The sequence below is a fragment of the Aliiruegeria sabulilitoris genome, assembly GCF_001558155.1.
In the GTDB taxonomy this organism is placed as follows: Bacteria; Pseudomonadota; Alphaproteobacteria; order Rhodobacterales; family Rhodobacteraceae; genus Tropicimonas; species Tropicimonas sabulilitoris.
Window position 1 is genome coordinate 475,725 of the sequence record NZ_LOAS01000002.1, and the last position, 19,364, is coordinate 495,088.

Below are 19,364 nucleotides of genomic sequence, written 5' to 3' on the forward strand. Positions count from 1 at the left end.
GGGCCGGCGCTCAGTCCGTGTCGTCCACGTAGACGCGGATATAGCGCCCGCCCACTTCGATCCCGACGAAATCCTGTTCGAAGGCCCGGCACAGACGCTGGCCGAAGGCAACGACCGCGTCGCTGTCATCGGTCCGGACCCGGGCCAGCAGGATCTTGCGCAGCTTCCCGTCAAACGTCGCATGCGCCTCGTGGATCGCGGCGGAGGGAAAGAAGATATCCGCCTCCTGCGCGAATTTCTGGATGTCGGCACCGGTCAGCCAGCGCATCTGCGTGTTGGGCAGGTAGACGAGGTGAACCTTCTGGCCGATCTCCACCTCCAGATGGCGCAACGCCTGCGTCCGCCCCTCCACGTTCATCGGAACATCGCCGCGCAGCGCGGCCTCCGCCTCGGCGGCGGTTTCGTCGAACAAGGACTCCAGCTCCGCATTGGCCCCACTGCCGGCATCCACGAGCCTTCGGCAGGCCTCCAGATAGTCGAGCTTGCGCTCGACATCCCAGCCGGCCGGGGCAGAGATCACCACGGATCGCAGGTTCGAAATGACATCGGCCATCTTGATTGTCCGGGAATCGGCCGGCTTGTGCGGCATCCCCGCGATCCGTTCCGCCCGGCGCTTCAGTTTGGGAAGGCGCATGTCGTCTGTATTCTCGACCACCATGCGCGCCACGCGCGTGCCGAATTTCTCCTCGATCTCTTCCGCCGGGACCTTTGCGTCCTCGATCACGTCATGCAGCAGCGCGGCCACCAGAAGCTCGGTATCCTCGCCACCCGTTGCGCGCGCGACAAGCTCCATCACCTCGATCAGGTGGTTGATATAGGGCTCCTGCGCGGCGCCCTTGCGTCGTTGGTTGCGGTGGGTTTCCGCGGCGAAGGCGAGGGCGCGGCTGAGGGTCAGGAGATCTTGGGACATGGGGGCCATGGGTCAGACATGAGGGCGGGTCATAGATAGAAGACGGAGGCGATGGTAAAGAATATGAGAACGCCGAAGACGTCATTCGTGGTCGTGATGAAAATGCCGGTCGCCACTGCCGGGTCGAGCTTGACCGCGCGCAGGGCGAACGGGATCAGGGCGCCAAAGCTGCCGGCGACAATCGTCACCAGCGTCATGGAGATCAGGCAGGTCAGCGCGAGTTGGGCGGGATTGGCGAAATCGATGAAGCTGGACACAAGCAAGACCAGCACGGCAACCACCAGCCCGACAATGGCGCCGTTCATCACCGATGCCAGCAACTCGCGCCCGACACGCGGCAGGAAATCGCCCCGCCACGTCTCCCCATGCCCAAGGGCCTGGATCGACATGGTGGAGGCCTGGATGCCGACATTGCCTGCCGTTGCCATGACCACGGGGATGAAGCTCGCAAGAATCGCGGCCTCGGCCAGCGTTTCTTCATAGGAGCCGATGACGGAGGCCGCCACGGAGGCTCCGATCAGCCCGCCGAGAATCCACGGCAGGCGGCGGCTCACGATTTTCAACGGCCCGTCGAACTCGGTTGCGTCCGGGTGCAGGCCGCCCATGAGCAGCATGTCTTCCTCGGCCTCCTCGGCGGCGATCTGGCGCAATTCTCGCGGAGTAATGCTGCCCAGCAGCCGCCGCTCGGCATCGACCACGGCAATGGAGTGAATGCGCCGTTTCCGAGCCAGCCGCAGCACGTCCTCCTGGTCGGCATCGGCGGCGATGACCACCGGGTGGGGATGCAGGATCTCGGTAACCGGCGTCTCGTCCGGGTTCATCAGCAGGTCCCGCCGACGCAATTCGCCCAGGACATGACGCCCCTCGTCAATCACGTAGATCCGCTCCAGCCGCTCGATCTCATCGGCATTGGCGCGGATCGTGGCGATCACCTCGCCGACAGTGCTGTCGATATGGGCCGTCAGCACCCCGCGCCGCATATGGGCGGCAGCGTGGTCCTCGTCCACTTCCAGCGCCTTGCGCAGCGCCTCCTCGTGGGGATGGCCCGCGATGATATCGAGCGCATAGTCATGCGGCAGCTCGTCAAGCAGGGGAAAGGCCGCATCCGGGTCGAGATTCTCGATCAGCTTGCGAAAGGTAGAGCGCGTCTTCTCCTCGGCCAGCACCGCATGCAGCCGCGGATCCAGCTCGGCGAGCACCCTGATCCCGACCTCGTCGGGCATCCATTCCAGCAACCTGCGCGCATAGTTTGTCCGCAGTTCGACAAAGAGCGAGAGCACGTCCGATGGCGCCCATTCGCCTATGATCGCCAGCACCTTGCGCCGCTCACCGGACCGGATGAGCTTCTCGACCCGCTTGACGATCTTGTTGGCGGGCATGCCGGTATGTTCGGATCCGGAGGTGTCCCATGCATGGTCAAGACCCTTTTCAGCCATGAAAACCTCGTCAGAAAACGCGTGTCGCACCATGTGTTCCGGGGGGCCACCGACACCAAGGGAGTCGTGTCGCGCGCTCGGGATCACCAAGCATGTGATGACCGATCAGCCCCCTTCGGACAAGCAAGGGCTTTGGGATTGCCGTAGGGTCATGATACTCTCGGTACCATTGTACAATTTGGATTTACCACATGCTTTTGACAGAAATCGCCTCCAACAAGACCCTCATGGCCATTGGCGCCGCTACCGGCTACGCGTTCGCCACTTTCCTGATGAAACAGGCTGCCGATACCGTCACCGTGACAATTCTCATCGCCATCGCGGTAGTGCTTGCCGCGACCGTGGCTGCCGAGATCGTGGTGATCCGGCAGGTCGGCCTTGGTCTGGCCTACATCGCGATCATCGCGACCGAGACCTTGCTGATTCTCCTGTTCGCCTTTCTGGTCGGTGACGCTTTGACCCCGCGGGAAATGCTCGGCGGGGCGCTCGTCGTCACCGGGGTCGTGATCGTCAGCTTCTGATCGTTACCCCTCGTAGCGGTCACGCCAGCGATTTACGATCGGGTAGCGGCGGTCGAGCCAGAAGGCGCGCCGGGTCAGCCGCGCGCCGGGGGCCGACTGGAACCGCTTGTATTCGGAGATGTAGAGCAGGTGCTCGACCTTGCGCACATCCGCGATGTCGAAGCCCTCGGCGACGATCTCGCCGATGCTCTTGTCCTCGTCGACCAGCGCTTCGAGGATTCGGTCCAGCACTGGATAGGGCGGCAGCGAATCCTCGTCTTTCTGGTCCTCGCGCAGTTCTGCCGAGGGCGGCTTGTCGATCACGCGCGGCGGGATCACCACGCCTTCCGGCCCCTGCATCCAGTCGCGGTGATTGGCATTTCGCCAACGGCAGGTCTCGAAGACCCGCATCTTGTAGAGATCCTTGATCGGGTTATAGCCGCCGGCCATGTCGCCATAGATCGTGGCATAGCCCACCGCGACCTCGGACTTGTTGCCCGTGGTCAGCAGCATCTCGCCGAACTTGTTCGACAGCGCCATCAGCAGCAGCCCGCGCAGGCGGGACTGGATGTTTTCCTCGGTCAGGTCCGGCTGGGTGCCGGCAAAGAGAGGCCCGAGTGCCTCCGTAACCGCCGCGCGGGGGCCGGAAATCGGCAATTCGTCGAGCCGGCAGCCCAGCGCATTTGCCACGCCCGCGGCATCCCCCAGCGATTCCTTCGAGGTATATTCGGAGGGCAGCATCACGCAGCGGACATTCTCTGGCCCGATCGCATCGGCGGCAATGGTGGCCACCAGCGCCGAGTCGATCCCGCCCGACAGCCCCAGCAGCACCTTTTTGAAGCCGGTCTTGCCGAGGTAATCCTTCAAGGATTCGACCATCACACGGTAATCCTGCTCCCATTCATAGGGCAGATGCGCCTTTTCGCCAGCCTCGGCGAGCCAGCCATCCGCTCCCTCGACGAAATCGACATGCGCGATGCCCTCGTCGAAAAGCGGCATCTGCACGACCAGATCGCCATGCGGGTTCAGCACGAAAGAGCCACCGTCGAAAACCTGGTCATCCTGCCCGCCGACCATGTTGAGATAGACGAGCGGCAGCCGGTTCTCGATCACACGGGAGACCATGTGGGTGAGTCGCATCTCGCGCTTGCCGCGGAAATAGGGCGAGCCGTTGGGGACCATGAACAGCTCCGCCCCGGTTTCGGCCAGCGTCTCGCAGACATCCGGGTGCCAGGCATCCTCGCAGATCGGAATGCCTAGCCGGATCGGGCCGACTGTGGTCGGGCCGTGCACGTCGCCGCTTGAGAAATACCGTTCCTCGTCAAAGACGTTGAAATTCGGCAGGTGATGCTTGACCACCTGGGTGGCGATCTTTCCGCCTTTCAGAACCGCGTAGATGTTGAAGAGTTCCACGCCCTCGAACCACGGCAAGCCGATCCCGAGCGCGGGGCCATCGGCGCAATCTGCGGCCAGTTCTTCCAGAACGCCCCGGCAATCAGCCACGAAGGCAGGCTTCATCACCAGGTCCTGACATTGATAACCGGACAGGAACATCTCGGGCAGCGCCACCATGTCGGCCCCGGCGGCCTTGGCGACGGACCAGGCGTCACGCGCCTTGGCGGCATTGCCGCGAAGATCCCCGACAGTGGGGTTGAGCTGTGCCAGCGTCAGGCGGAAGCGGGTCATGTGCAGGCTCCTTCGTATGGCCTCGGGAGGGCGAGGCCGGAGACCTCTTAGCAGAAAGGCGCGCGCATGGAAGCCGAAGAGGGGCGATCAGGGGCAAAAACCGTTGCTCCCCAAGGGGCCGGCAAGTAGGGTTGGCACCCAAACGACCCCGGCAGAAAACCCCGGTCGCACATGGGGAGCAGACATGATCCGACAGGCGAAACCGATCCTGATGGCCTCGGCAATAGCGCTTTTCGCGTCCGGCGCGGCCTTTTCGCAGGGCGCTACCGTTCAGACCAAGCAATACGACAATGGCGGGGTTTACGAGGGCACGTTCAAGAACGGGCTGCAGCACGGCAAGGGCACCTATCGCCTTCCCAACGGCTACGAGTATGTCGGCGAATGGGTCGAGGGCGAGATTCTCGGCCAGGGCATCGCACGTTTCCCCGATGGCTCCGTCTACGAGGGCCATTTCGCCAAGGGCAAGCCGCATGGCTATGGCAAGATCACTTTTGCCGATGGCTCCACCTATGAGGGCGAATGGGTCGAGAACGAGATGACCGGCCAGGGCATCGCCCAATATGCCAACGGGATGCGCTACGAAGGCGGCTTCGTGAATGCGTTGCACGAGGGTCAGGGCACGCTCGTCTCGCCCGATGGCTACAAATACGAAGGCCAATGGGTGGCCGGCATCAAGGAAGGCAAGGGCACGATCACCGAGGAGGACGGCTCGGTCTATGTCGGCAACCTCAGCCGCGGCCTTCGGTCCGGTCAGGGTAAGCTGACCAAGCCGGACGGGTTCACCTATGACGGCTCCTGGAAAAACGGCCAGATCAACGGGCTCGGCACGCTGACCCAGCCCTCGGGCGAGGTCTACGAGGGGCTGTTCGTGAATGGCCGCCGGCACGGGGCAGGCAAGGCCACCTACCCCAGCGGCGACACCTACGAGGGCGCTTTCGAGGACGACAAGCGCTCCGGCGAGGGCACCTTCACCGGCATGGACGGCTTCATCTATGTCGGCCAGTGGGTGGACGGAAAGATGGAGGGACAGGGCCGGGTCACCTATCCCGACGGGTCGATCTATATCGGCCAGATTGAGAACAACATGGCCCATGGCAAGGGCAAGATCACCTATCCCGGCGGCAATTCCTATGATGGGGACTGGGTCGAGAACGTGATGGAGGGCCAGGGCGTCGCGACCTATGCCGATGGCGGTGTCTACGAAGGCGCCTTCAAGGAGGCGAAATATCACGGCTACGGCGTGATGACCTATCCCGACGGCTACCGCTACGAGGGCGAATGGGCCGAGGGCATGCGCAACGGAAAGGGCAAGGCAACCTATACCGATGGCAGCACCTATGAGGGCGGTTTCGTCGAAGGGCAGCGCAGCGGCCAAGGCACGCTGACCACGCCTTCCGGCTTTTCCTATACCGGCGGCTGGAAGGGCGGCGAGATCGACGGCGATGGCGTTGCCACCTATGTGAACGGCGACACCTACGAAGGCGCCTTCAGCGCCGGCGTGCCGCAGGGCGAAGGCACGATGCGCTACGCCGGTGGCGAAGAGCGCGCCGGGATCTGGGAAAAGGGCGAGCTGGTCGAGGAAGCCACCCCCGCCGAAGCGCCTGCTGAAACGGAAACGCCCGCTGATACGACCGACACCCCCGCGAACGAATGATCCGGTTGCCCGCAACCATGCTGTGACTTGGATAATGCGGGATTTGCCATTCGGAAATGTCTGAGCCATCTACCCGGCGCAGCCAGAGAAGGACCGTCAAACGCGGCCTTCTGTCCGCCTTTGGCGCGAATTCAACCTTTTCTTTCCGATTTGCCTGCGTATAGTCGCCCCCATGATGACCGACCGGCATAACATTTCCGCCCCTGCCTTTGCGCAGGCGCGTCCGCTTGCCGGCCTCCTCCTTCTCCTTAGCCGCCTCTGAGCGTGCCAGTTAGGCGCGTCCGCTCAGAGGAACTGGCTCACGCGCCACAGGATTGAAGGACACCAAGGAACCGACCCCATGACAGATACCAAAGACCGCGTTGTCATTTTCGACACGACCCTGCGCGATGGCGAACAGAGCCCCGGCGCGACCATGACCCATGACGAGAAGCTGGAAATTGCCCAGATGCTCGACGATATGGGCGTGGATATCATCGAAGCGGGCTTCCCCATCGCGTCGGAGGGGGATTTCGAAGCCGTGCGAGACATCGCGGAAGTGACCGAGCATTCGGTGATCTGCGGCCTGGCGCGTGCCAATTTCAAGGATATCGACCGCTGCTGGGAGGCCGTGCGCCACTCGGAGCGCCCGCGCATCCACACCTTTATCGGCACTTCACCGCTGCACCGCGCCATTCCGAACCTGACCATGGACGAGATGGCCGACAAGATCCACGAGACGGTCACCCATGCCCGCAACCTGTGCGACAACGTGCAGTGGTCGCCGATGGACGCGACGCGGACCGAGCATGACTACCTGTGCCGCGTGGTAGAGATCGCCATCAAGGCCGGTGCGACCACGATCAATATCCCCGACACCGTGGGCTACACGGCTCCGCGCGAGAGCGCCGAGCTGATCCGCATGCTGCTGGAGCGGGTGCCGGGCGCCGATGACGTCATCTTTGCCACCCACTGCCATAACGACCTCGGCATGGCGACCGCCAACGCGCTGGCCGCGGTGGAAGCCGGCGCGCGGCAGATCGAATGCACGATCAACGGTCTGGGCGAGCGTGCGGGCAATACCGCGCTGGAAGAAGTCGTGATGGCGCTCAAGGTGCGCCATGACATCATGCCCTATACCACCGGCATCGACACGCGGAAGATCATGAACATCTCTCGCCGGGTGGCCGATGTCTCGGGCTTCCAGGTGCAGTTCAACAAGGCCGTCGTCGGCAAGAACGCCTTTGCGCATGAAAGCGGCATCCACCAGGACGGGATGCTGAAGAACCCGCAGAATTTCGAGATCATGCGTCCCGAGGATGTGGGGCTGAGCGCCACCAACCTGGTCATGGGCAAGCATTCGGGCCGCGCCGCGCTGCGCGCCAAGCTGCATGACCTGGGCTATGATCTGGGCGACAACCAGCTGAAGGACGTTTTCGTCCGCTTTAAGGAACTCGCCGACCGCAAGAAGGAAGTCTATGACGACGACCTGATCGCGCTGATGCGCGACGCGGGCAGCGAGGTCGACGACAAGCTGAAGGTCAAGTTCCTGCGCGTGATCTGCGGCACGCAGGCGCCGCAATCGGCCGACCTGGTGATGAGCGTCGACGGGGTGGACCACATGGTCTCCGCGTCCGGCGACGGCCCGGTGGACGCGACCTTCAACGCCGTGAAGCAGATCTTCCCGCATAACGCGCATCTGAAGCTCTACCAGGTCCATGCCGTTACTCGTGGCACGGACGCGCAGGCGACCGTCAGCGTGCGGCTGGAAGAGGATGGCCGCATCGTCACCGGCCAGTCTGCCGATACCGACACGGTCGTGGCCTCGGCCAAGGCCTATGTCGCCGCGCTCAACCGTCTGATCGTGCGCCGCAAGAAGACGGGCACGGATCAGAAGGAAATCGACTATCGCGATGCGGTGAGCTGAGATCGATGATAACGGGCGGGCGGGCGCGAGGCGTGCCGGCCCGCCCGCCTATCGGTTGGTCAGGCGATAGACGATCTGGCCAACATATTCCTTGGCCGCGACGTTCAGGCTTTCGAGGTTCAGCGCCAGCCACCATCCGGTATTCTCTTTGAAGCTCCATTTCGGCGCGGCGTCCGACACCGCCTGGAAATCGCTGGGCCAGGCGACGAGCCCGGTCCACCCCGCCGCCTCGAAGGAGCGCATCGCCCGCGGCATGTGAAAGGCCGAGGTGACCAGCACCCAGGTCTCGTCCGGCGCCGGCTGGGCAAGCGCGAGTCCCATTTCCGCGTTCTCGGCGGTGTTGCGCGAGGCGGGCTCCAGCAGCAAACGCTTCTGCTCCAATCCCATCGCGCTAAAGAAAAGCTCCGCCGTGCCTGCCGACAGGCCTGGCACCGTTCCGAGATCGGACAGTGCCCCGCTTCCGCCAGTGAACATGACCTTGGCCTCCGGGAAACGCCGCGCCAACGTCATCGCTTCTATAAACCGTTCTGCGCCTTCGTTCACTTGTGGCTGGCCGTGGATCGGCGCCCATTCCCCGCCGCCCAGAACGATGATCCCGTCAACCCGCTCCAATGGCGGGTTCGGGGGGTATTGCGCTTCTATCGGGCGCAAGAGCCACGCCCCGATGGGAAAATAGCCGACGACCAGCACGAAAATCAGCGTCACGAGGGTCGAAACCATGGCCCCTGCAACCCGACGCCGCCACAACAGGAGGCAGGTCGCGACCAGCCCGACCACGATCCAGGTCTCGGGCTTGAGAAAGGTCCAGATCACCTTGGAGAGTATGAAGAATATCGTATCCAAATCGCGCCGCCTTGTTCTTGCGCCGCTTCGGGGTGACCGGCACATTCCACAATTTCTTGTCGCCTCTTTGTAGACGATAGCTGCGTCAATTCACCGGTAATTGTCCTGCGGGACAAGCCCTTGCGCCATGGCCGCGCACGAACGGGTTTCGGGCAGTCGGCGCCGGACCGGCGATGCACCGCCGACGCTCTCTGTATTGTGGCTTTCACATGTCGTCCGGCACGACTATAAGTCCGACGTCCCGCGGCTGGGGAGTCGCCGGGATGCTAATCCATTGGCATGATAAGAGCAGGACTAAATATGGCGCTGTTTGGCGGGTTGTTTTCCTCAGACATGGCAATCGACCTCGGGACGGCGAACACGCTTGTCTACGTGAAAGGCAGGGGTGTTATTCTCAACGAGCCTTCCGTGGTTGCCTATCACACGAAGAACGGCCGCAAGGAAGTTCTGGCCGTGGGCGAGGATGCCAAGATGATGCTGGGGCGCACCCCCGGCAGCATTCAGGCCATCCGACCGATGCGCGAAGGCGTGATTGCCGATTTCGACACCGCGGAGGAGATGATCAAGCATTTCATCCGCAAAGTGCACAAGCGCACGACCTTCACCAAGCCCAAGATCATCGTCTGCGTGCCCCATGGCGCGACCCCGGTGGAAAAGCGCGCCATTCGCCAGTCCGTGCTCTCGGCGGGCGCCCGCCGCGCCGGGCTGATCGCCGAGCCCATCGCCGCGGCCATCGGTGCCGGCATGCCGATCACGGACCCGACGGGCTCCATGGTCGTCGATATCGGTGGCGGCACCACCGAGGTAGCCGTGCTTTCGCTGGGCGACATCGTCTATGCGCGTTCGGTGCGTATCGGTGGCGACCGGATGGATGACGCCATCGTCTCCTATCTGCGCCGCCAGCAGAACATCCTCGTGGGCGACAGCACAGCGGAACGGATCAAGACCTCGATCGGCACGGCACGGATGCCCGATGACGGGCGTGGCGCGAGCATGCAGATTCGCGGCCGCGACCTGCTCAACGGCGTACCCAAGGAAACCGAGATCAACCAGGCGCAGGTGGCCGAGGCGCTCTCCGAGCCTGTTCAGGCGATCTGCGAGGCGGTGATGCAGGCGCTTGAAGCCACGCCACCGGATCTCGCCGCCGACATCGTCGACCGTGGCGTCATGCTCACCGGTGGCGGCGCGCTGCTGGGCGAGTTGGACCTCGCGCTGCGCGAGCAGACGGGGCTGGCGATTTCGGTTGCTGACGAAGCGCTGAGTTGCGTTGCCCTCGGTACTGGCAAGGCGCTGGAGTATGAAAAGCAACTGCGGCATGCGATAGATTACGAAAGCTAACCTATGGTCCGGCCCTGACACCGGCCGGCAGGCTGGCAGGAGCAAACCCGCTTGGCACAGAACCGAAACAACTCGGATATCGACTATGTCCGCCCCGTGCGCCGGATCCTTGTCGGCGGGCTGGTTCTGTTTTGCCTCGCGGTCTTTCTCATCTGGCGCATCGACAGCCCGCGAGTAGAACGCTACCGCTCCAACCTCGTCGACCGGGTCGTGCCCAGCTTCGAATGGGCCAGCGTGCCGCTGACGCATTTCGCCGGCATGCTGGAGGACTTCCAGTCCTATCAGCGCATCTACCAGCAGAACCAGGAATTGCGCCGCGAGCTTCAGCAGATGAAGGCCTGGAAGGAAGCCGCGGTTCAGCTGGAACAGCAGAACGCAAAGCTTCTGGCGCTCAATAGCGTGCGGCTGGACCCCAAGCTCACCTCGGTTTCCGGCGTTGTCGTTGCCGATTCCGGCTCGCCGTTCCGGCAGTCGGTCCTGCTGAACGTGGGTGAGCGGGACGGGATCAAGGATGGCTGGGCCACGATGGACGGGCTCGGCATCGTCGGGCGCATTTCCGGCGTGGGCAAGAACACCTCGCGGGTGATTCTGCTCACCGATGCCGCCAGCCGACTGCCGGTCACCATCCAGCCATCGGGCCAGAAGGCCATTCTGGCCGGCGACAACTCTGCCAGGCCGGCGCTGGAATTCGTCGAGGATCTCGACGCAATCAAGCCCGGCGACAGGGTTGTCAGCTCCGGCGATGGCGGGGTGTTCCCCTCGGGCATGCTGGTTGGCCAGCTCGCGCTCGGGCCGGACGGGCGTTACCGGGTGTGGCTGGCGGCGGATTACGAGCAGCTTGAATTTCTTCGCGTTCTGCGGAGCCACCAGGGCGAGGTGATCACCGATACCGGCGGGCTCATAGTGCCGCCCCAGCCGCAACCTGCTCCCTCCCCGGAAGACACCGCCGAAGCCGATGCCAAAGAGGAGCCCGGCGAGGATGGTTGACCCGATTACCCTGCGCACATGGGGCTACCGGCTGTTTTTCTGTGCGCTGATCCTGCTGCTGGCTTTCTTGCAGATGCTGCCACTGGGAAGCGGCTCCGGGCGTCTGCCCGGGGCGGATCTGACCATTGCGCTCACCTTTGCCTGGGTGCTGCGGCGTCCATCCTACGTGCCGGTCTTCATGCTGGCCGCGCTTTTCCTGTTTCTGGATATGCTGTTGCAGCGCCCGCCCGGTCTGGGCGCGGCACTGGTCGTGCTGGGAACGGAGGTCCTGCGCTCACGCCGGGACATGTCCCGGGCCCTGCCATTCCCGGTGGAATGGGCGATGGTCACGGCGGTGATGCTGGCCATGGTGGCGCTCAACCAGATTGCGCTCTCGCTCGTGATGAGCCAGCGGGCTCCACTCGGGCTGGCGCTCTTGCGATCACTTTTCACGGCGGCGGCCTATCCTTTGGTGGTCATCCTGTCGCATTATGTGTTCAAGGTGCGCGCCGCCGCACCGCATGAGGCCGATGCATTGGGGAGACGCCTGTGAGACGCCCGCCCAAGGATACAGAAGAGAGCGCCCGCCGGATCACCCGCCGCGGGCTGGTTCTTGGTGGCTCCATGCTGGCCTTCATGGGCGTGCTTGCGGGCCGGATGCGGTACATGCAGGTGGACCAGGCCGAGGAGTTCCGCCTGCTGGCCGAGGAAAACCGGATCAACATCCGGCTGATCCCCCCTGCGCGCGGGCTGATCTTTGACCGCAACGGCCAACCGGTGGCCGAGAATATCCAGAATTATCGAATCGTGATCGTGCGCGAGGATGCCGGCGATCTGGACGAGACCTTCGCCAAGCTGCGCAGCCTGGTGCCGCTCTCGGATGACGATGTCGAGCGCGCCTTGCGGGAAATCCGCCGGCGCAGCCCCTTTGTGCCGGTCACGATCGCGGACCAGCTCAATTGGGAAGACGTCGCCGAAGTTGCGGTCAACGCCCCTGCCCTGCCCGGCGTGACTCCGGAGGTCGGCCTGACTCGGCATTACCCGCTCGAAGCCGATTTCGCCCACGTGGTCGGCTATGTCGGGCCGGTATCGGATTATGACTTGTCCAAGCTGGAAAACCCCGACCCGCTGCTGCAGATTCCCAAGTTCCAGATCGGCAAGATCGGGCTGGAAGCGAAGCGGGAAGACCAATTGCGCGGCTCGGCAGGAACCAAGCGGATCGAGGTCAATGCCGGCGGACGGGTGATGCGGGAGCTGTCCCGGCAGGAAGGCCAGAAGGGTGCGGATCTCCAGCTCACGCTGGACCGTGATCTGCAGAATTTCGTCAATGCCCGGCTTGGCAGCGAAAGCGCCGCCGCCGTGGTGATGGATGTGCATAGCGGCGACATCCTCGCCATTTCCTCGGCGCCGTCCTTTGACCCCAACCTTTTCGTGCGCGGGATCTCCGTTAAGGATTACCGAGCACTCACCGAGAATGACCACCGCCCGCTTGCGGACAAATCCGTTCAGGGCACCTATCCGCCCGGCTCGACCTTCAAGATGGTCACCGCACTGGCCGCGCACGAGGCAGGCGTGGTGACAGCCGGTGAGACGATCTATTGCGGCGGCTACAAGCAACTCGGCACCCGCCGCTTCCATTGCTGGAAGCGTGGCGGGCATGGGTTCGTCGACCTGCATGACAGCCTGATGCGCTCCTGCGACGTCTATTACTACGAGCTGGCCGAGCGCGTAGGGGTCGAGAAGATCTCGGAAATGGCCAAACGGCTCGGCATCGGTATCCGCCATGAATTGCCCATGTCCGCCGTCGCCGAGGGTCTTGCGCCCACCAAGGCGTGGAAGGAAGCGCGCCGGCAGGAAAGTTGGATGGTCGGCGATAGCCTCAACGCGTCCATCGGTCAGGGTTTCGTGCTCGCCTCGCCACTGCAGCTTGCGGTGATGTCCGCCCGGATCGCCACCGGCGAAGCGATCAGCCCGCGGCTGGTGAAATCGATCGACTCGGTCGAACAGCCCATCCTGACCGACGGCCCGATCGGCCTCTCGCCCACCACGCTGCAACAGGTGCGCAAGGCGATGTTCTCGGTCGTCAACTCGCGGCGCGGCACGGCCTATCGCTCGCGGCTGCTGCCCGACGATATGGAATTTGCCGGCAAGACAGGCACCAGCCAGGTCCGTTCGGTCGTGGTGAAAAACTCCGAGGTGCCTTGGGAGCAGCGCGACCACGCGCTCTTCGTCTGCTTCGCGCCCTATGACAAACCGCGTATCGCCGTGTCGGTTGTCATCGAACATGGCGGCGGCGGCTCCTCTGCGGCCGCGCCCGTGGCACGCGACATCGTGGCCCGCGCCCTGCATGGCGACGTGCCGCCGCTCGAGGTCTACCCGGCCGGCGAGCGCGCCAAGGTTGCCGAGATTTTCGAGTCCATGCCCCTGCGCAGCCGGGAAGACGGACAAAACGGCAGCGATCGGGCGTAAGGGGCCGGGAATGTCCTATCTTGAATACCGCGTACAGACCGTCCCGACGGGATTCTCCAAGGTTCTCTACCTGAACTGGGGCCTGATCCTGCTTCTGACCGCCGTATCGTCCATGGGCTTCCTGATGCTCTACTCGGTGGCGGGTGGCTCGCTCACACCTTGGGCGGAGCCGCAGATGAAGCGCTTCGCCCTCGGGATGGTGGCCATGTTCGTCATTGCGATGGTGCCGATCTATATCTGGCGAAACATGGCGGCGCTGGCCTATACGGCCTCGCTTCTGCTGCTGATCGCGGTGGAATTCGTGGGCACAACGGGCATGGGTGCGCAGCGCTGGATCGATATCGGGCCGCTGCGGCTGCAACCTTCGGAGCTGACCAAGATCACCCTGGTGATGTTCCTGGCCGCCTATTACGACTGGCTCGACATCCGCAAGGTCAGCCGCATCTTCTGGGTGATCCTGCCGATCCTCATCATTCTGCTGCCGACCTTCCTCGTGCTGCGCCAGCCGGACCTCGGCACAGCGATCCTGCTGGTCGCGGGCGGCGGCATCGTGATGTTCGCCGCCGGTGTGCATTGGGCCTATTTCGCCACCGTGATCGGCGCCGGCGTCGGGCTGGTGGCGGCGGTTCTGCAATCGCGTGGCACGCCCTGGCAATTGCTGAAGGACTACCAGTACCGACGGATCGACACCTTCCTCGACCCCGATTCCGACCCGCTCGGCGCCGGTTACCACATCACCCAGTCGAAGATCGCCCTCGGCTCGGGCGGATGGACCGGGCGCGGCTTCATGCAGGGCACGCAATCGCGGCTGAACTTCCTGCCCGAAAAGCACACCGATTTCATCTTCACGACGCTGGCCGAGGAATTTGGCTTCGTCGGCGCGGCCTCGCTGCTGACGCTCTACGGGCTGATCATCATCTTCTGCATCGCCTCGGCGATGACGAACAAGGACCGCTTCGCCTCGCTGCTGACGATCGGCATCGCGGCGACCTTCTTCCTGTTCTTCGCCGTGAACATGTCCATGGTGATGGGGCTGGCGCCGGTCGTCGGCGTGCCGCTGCCACTGGTCAGCTATGGCGGCTCGGCCATGCTGGTGCTGCTGGCCGCCTTCGGCCTCGTCCAATCCGCCCATGTTCACCGTCCACGAGGCCCGGCATGACGCTCAATATCCTATTCGCCGCCAACGAAACCCGCTGGGCGCAATACGAGCCGCATTTGCGGCATTGGCTGGCAGAGGCCGGGATCGAAGCGCAGCTTGCCCCCGATCTGGGGCCGCCTTCCGAGATCGACTACATCGTCTACGCGCCTAGCTCCGATGTGCAGGATTTCCGGCCATACAGGCGGCTGAAGGCGGTTCTGAACCTCTGGGCCGGGGTGGAGGATGTCGTCGGCAACCCGACGCTGCAGGTGCCGCTCGCGCGCATGGTTGATAACGGGCTGACCGAAGGCATGGTGGAATGGGTGGTGGGCCACGTGCTGCGCTATCATCTCGATATCGACCACGCGCTGGCCAACCAGTCCGGCAAATGGCTGCCCAAGGTGCCGCCGCTCGCCCGCAACCGCCCCGTCACGGTGCTCGGCCTCGGCGCGCTCGGCTCTGCCTGCGCGCAGGCGCTCGCGGCGCTCAATTTCCCGGTGACAGGGTGGAGCCGCAGCGCCAAGTCGGTCGCGGGCGTCTCCTGCCTGTCGGGGCCGGAAGGGCTCGAACAGGCGCTCGCGCGGGCCCAGATCCTCGTGCTGCTGCTGCCACTGACACCTGGCACCGAGAACCTGCTGAACGCCCCGCATCTGGATCAGGTGCCGGAGGGCTGCTGCATTCTGAACCCGGGCCGCGGCCCGCTGATCGACGACACGGCCCTGCTCGAAGCGCTTGACAGCGGCCATGTTGGCCACGCGACGCTCGATGTCTTCCGCACCGAGCCGCTGCCCGCGGAGCATCCCTACTGGTCCCACCCACGGGTGACGGTCACGCCGCATATCGCCTCTGAGACCCGGGCAGAGACCGCCTCGAAGGTGATCGTGGACAACATCGAACGGGGCGAACAGGGCTTGCCCTTTCTGCATGTCGTGGATCGCCAGCGCGGCTACTAGGCGCTGCGCCCTTTACCGGGGCAGGTCCATCGCCTACGCTTTTGTCCTGAGCGAAGCCGGCGAGAGCGGGGAGCGGCCGTGCTGCATGAAAACCAGAGCCTTGAACAGATTGCACAGCGCCTTCAAGCATTGCGCGAAGAGATGCATGCGCAATGCCAACTCATCGCCCAGGAACTCGACAAGGCCGACCAGATGAACCGGCAGGCGATCTTTGCCGCGCAAAACCGGATCACACAGCAGATCCACCTGCTGCGCCAGTTGATCCCGCAATTCGACGCCGCCTATCACGCCGCCGGCGAGACGTTGGAGATAGCAGGCGGCGCCCGCCAGATCCGTCCGCCGGACTGGCTCGCCTTTTCGGCCCATGTCGGCCTCATGCGTAACTGGGCCAATGGGTGGAGTGCCGTGCAGGCGAGGATCTCGGAGCAGTGCCCGCCGCGCCGGCGCAGCCTCGAATACCAGACGGAGAAGGCAAGCCCCGTTCACGCGGCCGCGCTCGATGCAGCGGACCGAACCGTGGCGCAACTGCTTCGCGCGCTCGCCCCGAACGCGCCATCCGCCGCGACCGCCAGGACGGGATACGGCACACAGACCGGCTTGACGCATTCCGAATTCATGGCGCTCGCGCTGGCCTGCTGGCGAGTTCTCAAGGCGCAAGGCCGGCATGACCTGACCCGCTTCCTCGACGTGGGCTGCGGTGTCGGCCTGCAGGTTCTCTCGGCATTGCAGTTCTTCGACGAGGCCTTTGGTCTCGAACGTGATCCGGATTATGCACAGGCCGCCCGCGACCTGTTCGGCGGTGCTGGCGCCGCGAAAGCCGGTGTTCTGGAGGGTGAGGCACGAAACTTCGCCTCCTATGACAGGTTCGACGCGATCCAGATCTGCCTGCCGCTGAAGCCATTGCAGGAACTCAAGGAATTGGAAGAATATGTCATCACATCGGCCCGTCCGGAAACGCTGCTGATCGTCGGCCATGGTGGTTTCGCTCCGCGCGCGGAGGCTCTCGGCTGTGCGCGTATTGCCACGCGGCTCTACCTAACCGGCACCACGCCAAGGAAAGCGGCCTCCCTGCGCCGGAAGGCGGAGCTGATCGGGACCAATGTCACGCCCGAAAGCGCGCCACTGCGGTCGGTCTGGGAACCGATCCTTCAAGCGAGCCGTCGCCGTGGTTATTGATTGACGGCACGGCAGATCCATAAGGTGCCGTCCGCGAATACCGGAGCCGAGCGTTGCGCTTTCGCTTCAGAATTGCCCTTTGATACAGCGTCGGATTGCCTGTAAGAGAGGCTCGCGGTCCGGTTGCCGGCCCGCCAAGCGGCCCCTTAGCTCAACTGGATAGAGCACGGTCCTTCTAAGTCCGGGGTTACAGGTTCGAGTCCTGTAGGGGTCGCCATAGAAAAATCTTAATCATTTGATTTTTATTTGATATTTTTCATTTTACGCGCACGGTTCCCCCATAAATTCCCCCACTTGACCTTGGAACGCCCCGGAAACTGGCCCCGATTTGTCGCAGACAGATTCGGGCGATGGCCCACCTTGCTAGTCGCACAAAGATTCTCATTCACTCCCCCAACAGAGAGAGGGGGGCGGTCAATCTCCGCAACCGCTGCACCGGAAACCCTGCGCCATCCTGCGTATGAAATATGCCCTCGGGAAAGGGGGTGTCGCCTCCGTTCTGGCGCCGACGTGACCTGAATTTCTTGAATTGCGGATGCGTGCGAAGGGCGGGGAGCACGGTTTCCTGGTTCAAGGCCCTGCAAATCCGAGCCCCCCTCTACCCGTACTAAGTTGAAGCGTCAGCTTTGCCGACTTATCTGTCATTTTCCGCAGTGCAGCGTTTCCTCCCGAACTTACCGTTGGATCGTCCACACAGATGAAGACCGGACGTTCGCCCCTACACTCAACAAGGGCATCTCAGCGAACGTTTTTTGCACCAAGAGAAGGCTGCTACCTGCGAAATTTTGCCGTTCGCTAGTTTTTGGCGTAAGTGGGGCAAAGAATTTTCGGGAAACCTTTGAAGCCGACATCTATTAATTTGCCACACGAATTGGTGATAGCAAGAAGCCGTGCTTTGTGTTTCCGTTGTGCCCGTAACCAATAATATACCCATCATCATTGATATCGTTCGCTGATCGAAGTGTCCATCCAAGCTCGGGATCAATAAGGTCGCTCAAATTTCGAAGACCATTCTTGCGGTCCCATATAAACGCTCCAACACCACCTTTTAACGAACTCCACCCAACGATCTGACCGTTGGAGTTTATGCCAAGCGCCTCGCTTGAATTGTTGCTAAAAAAATTACTGAGATGCCCAAGTTCCTGCACTCCAGCATCATTGCTCCAAAGAAATGCCACCGACTCACCACGGTGGCTCGTCATAGTTCCGACCACTTGACCGGAGTCGTTGATAGCGCTGGCTGCGCCCCCTGTTACTCCATCAAGAACAGCTTGCCGAGAATCCAACTTGTCCCCTAGATTCCAAACAATTGCGCGATTCCAGCCAAACGGGTGATGTGTTGATAGGGTGCTGACGCCCGCCACCTCCCCAAGGTTGTTGATCGATTTTGCAACAGTGGTTTCGCTACCGTTCTCCGCGGTTCCAAGATCAATTAGCCCCTGTCCGTCTTGCCAAACAAATGCACGCTTTCCACTCTCGGTGCTGCTCTGCCCCACCACTTGCCCAGCATTGTTTATGTCCCAAGCATGACTGTTGCCGCTAAACTGCGGTAGGGCACCAAGATCAACTATGCGCTTGCTGCTTTGCCACAGGGATGCGTGCCCGACATACGGCCCAAAACTTTCGCCAACTACTTGCCCAAGATCGTTGATACCATCCGCGCGGCTAAATTCCATTCCATCCAGAACGCCAAGGTCTACCATTCCGGTCTCGACTTGCCAGATGAATGCTCGAGTACCTGCATGAGAACCGCTGTAACCAACAACCATTCCGACATTATTAATTGCTGTGGCGTGACTGTGATCTAGCCCACCAGGCAAATCACCCAAGTCCGTAATTGTGTATCTGATTGAAGCCGTTCTGACGGACATGGAGCGCCCGTAGCCGATCATCATGAACATGATTGCGACCACAGCGACGACGACCATAGTGAGTCTTTGCATAACGAAATTATACCACAACGAGCGCGACGATAGGAAGTTAAGCCAAAGTCCGACGTAGCCGAGTGCCTGTTGTATTTGCAGCTCTCGGTTCCGTGCCCTCTCGCATAGGAAACTTCTAGCTCATACCGAGCATCCGGAACGTTTCGTCAGATCTCTCCAACGTCGGAGGTGCCGCCGCTGATTCAATACACAGAATTGGGTCGATTGGGCTCGTCACGGTCGTTTGCCGCGCTGAGTTTGGATGGCGGCATCCGGGTCAACGGGTGATGCCGCGTGTGCGAAGCTCTCGAACCGTGAGAACGGCAGGATTGCGCAGTCAACGGACCTTCCATCGCCAATGGGTCACAGCGGCAACGTACCGACCGGCCAAGGTCTAGTATGCCGACCTTGCCGCCGCTCGCGGCAACCGCAACGCCGCTTGATCTGCGCTCCTTGCGTCCGATCAC

At 62.7% G+C, this 19,364-nt stretch carries 15 protein-coding genes and 1 tRNA gene; 11 read left to right on the forward strand and 5 right to left on the reverse strand.

The genetic code is table 11. The features are described from left to right. Positions 1–10 precede the first annotated feature (10 nt). Together AX756_RS24975 and mgtE are read right to left on the reverse strand one after the other, a co-directional pair. Positions 11–910 (reverse strand): HD domain-containing protein, encoded by a 900-nt coding sequence (locus AX756_RS24975; RefSeq protein ID WP_082738926.1) that lies wholly within the window; start codon positions 908–910, stop codon positions 11–13. 29 nt (positions 911–939) lie between these two features. Further along, the gene (gene mgtE, locus AX756_RS04365; RefSeq protein WP_163887289.1) at positions 940–2,346 is read right to left on the reverse strand and encodes a magnesium transporter; all 1,407 of its coding nucleotides are present in this window, start codon (positions 2,344–2,346) and stop codon (positions 940–942) included. A 191-nt stretch (positions 2,347–2,537) separates the two neighbouring features. Here mgtE and AX756_RS04370 point away from each other — a divergent pair, with 191 nt between their 5' ends. Next, positions 2,538–2,867, forward strand: a complete 330-nt coding sequence (locus AX756_RS04370; RefSeq protein ID WP_068309001.1) for a hypothetical protein — start codon at positions 2,538–2,540, stop codon at positions 2,865–2,867. A gap of 3 nt (positions 2,868–2,870) precedes the next feature. Here the strand turns inward: AX756_RS04370 and AX756_RS04375 are convergent, their stop codons facing one another. Beyond that, positions 2,871–4,532 (reverse strand): NAD+ synthase, encoded by a 1,662-nt coding sequence (locus tag AX756_RS04375; RefSeq protein ID WP_068309003.1) that lies wholly within the window; start codon positions 4,530–4,532, stop codon positions 2,871–2,873. A gap of 184 nt (positions 4,533–4,716) precedes the next feature. Here AX756_RS04375 and AX756_RS04380 point away from each other — a divergent pair, with 184 nt between their 5' ends. Together AX756_RS04380 and AX756_RS04385 are read left to right on the forward strand one after the other, a co-directional pair. Then, complete coding sequence (locus AX756_RS04380; RefSeq protein ID WP_068309005.1) at positions 4,717–6,186, forward strand: MORN repeat-containing protein; 1,470 nt, start codon at positions 4,717–4,719, stop codon at positions 6,184–6,186. A gap of 340 nt (positions 6,187–6,526) precedes the next feature. Beyond that, positions 6,527–8,092 (forward strand): 2-isopropylmalate synthase, encoded by a 1,566-nt coding sequence (locus AX756_RS04385; protein WP_068309007.1) that lies wholly within the window; start codon positions 6,527–6,529, stop codon positions 8,090–8,092. A 48-nt stretch (positions 8,093–8,140) separates the two neighbouring features. Here the strand turns inward: AX756_RS04385 and AX756_RS04390 are convergent, their stop codons facing one another. Further along, complete coding sequence (locus tag AX756_RS04390) at positions 8,141–8,935, reverse strand: YdcF family protein (protein WP_068309009.1); 795 nt, start codon at positions 8,933–8,935, stop codon at positions 8,141–8,143. A 300-nt stretch (positions 8,936–9,235) separates the two neighbouring features. Here AX756_RS04390 and AX756_RS04395 point away from each other — a divergent pair, with 300 nt between their 5' ends. The 8 genes from AX756_RS04395 (at position 9,236) to AX756_RS04430 (ending at position 17,192) form a co-directional block, all read left to right on the forward strand. After that, positions 9,236–10,273 carry a rod shape-determining protein gene (locus AX756_RS04395; protein ID WP_068309010.1) on the forward strand — a complete coding sequence of 346 codons (1,038 nt, stop codon included), beginning with the start codon at positions 9,236–9,238 and terminating at the stop codon, positions 10,271–10,273. Between the two features lie 51 nt (positions 10,274–10,324). Further along, complete coding sequence (gene mreC / locus AX756_RS04400) at positions 10,325–11,260, forward strand: rod shape-determining protein MreC (RefSeq protein ID WP_068309012.1); 936 nt, start codon at positions 10,325–10,327, stop codon at positions 11,258–11,260. Then, the gene (locus AX756_RS04405; protein ID WP_068309015.1) at positions 11,253–11,792 is read left to right on the forward strand and encodes a hypothetical protein; all 540 of its coding nucleotides are present in this window, start codon (positions 11,253–11,255) and stop codon (positions 11,790–11,792) included. The genes mreC and AX756_RS04405 overlap by 8 nt, the downstream gene beginning before the upstream one ends. Next, the gene (mrdA, locus tag AX756_RS04410; protein ID WP_068309017.1) at positions 11,789–13,708 is read left to right on the forward strand and encodes a penicillin-binding protein 2; all 1,920 of its coding nucleotides are present in this window, start codon (positions 11,789–11,791) and stop codon (positions 13,706–13,708) included. Before AX756_RS04405 ends, mrdA begins: the two co-directional genes overlap by 4 nt. Positions 13,709–13,718: 10 nt before the next feature. Continuing rightward, a complete protein-coding gene (gene rodA, locus AX756_RS04415) occupies positions 13,719–14,867 on the forward strand; it encodes a rod shape-determining protein RodA (RefSeq protein ID WP_068309018.1) in 1,149 nt (382 codons plus the stop codon). Further along, positions 14,864–15,799 (forward strand): 2-hydroxyacid dehydrogenase, encoded by a 936-nt coding sequence (locus tag AX756_RS04420; RefSeq protein ID WP_068309020.1) that lies wholly within the window; start codon positions 14,864–14,866, stop codon positions 15,797–15,799. The genes rodA and AX756_RS04420 overlap by 4 nt, the downstream gene beginning before the upstream one ends. Before the next feature lie 78 nt (positions 15,800–15,877). Beyond that, a complete protein-coding gene (locus AX756_RS04425) occupies positions 15,878–16,975 on the forward strand; it encodes a class I SAM-dependent methyltransferase (protein ID WP_068309021.1) in 1,098 nt (365 codons plus the stop codon). 140 nt (positions 16,976–17,115) lie between these two features. Further along, a tRNA-Arg gene (locus AX756_RS04430) sits at positions 17,116–17,192 on the forward strand. 637 nt (positions 17,193–17,829) lie between these two features. Here the strand turns inward: AX756_RS04430 and AX756_RS04435 are convergent. Then, positions 17,830–18,876 (reverse strand): DUF3466 family protein, encoded by a 1,047-nt coding sequence (locus tag AX756_RS04435; protein WP_197431054.1) that lies wholly within the window; start codon positions 18,874–18,876, stop codon positions 17,830–17,832. Positions 18,877–19,364 lie beyond the last annotated feature (488 nt).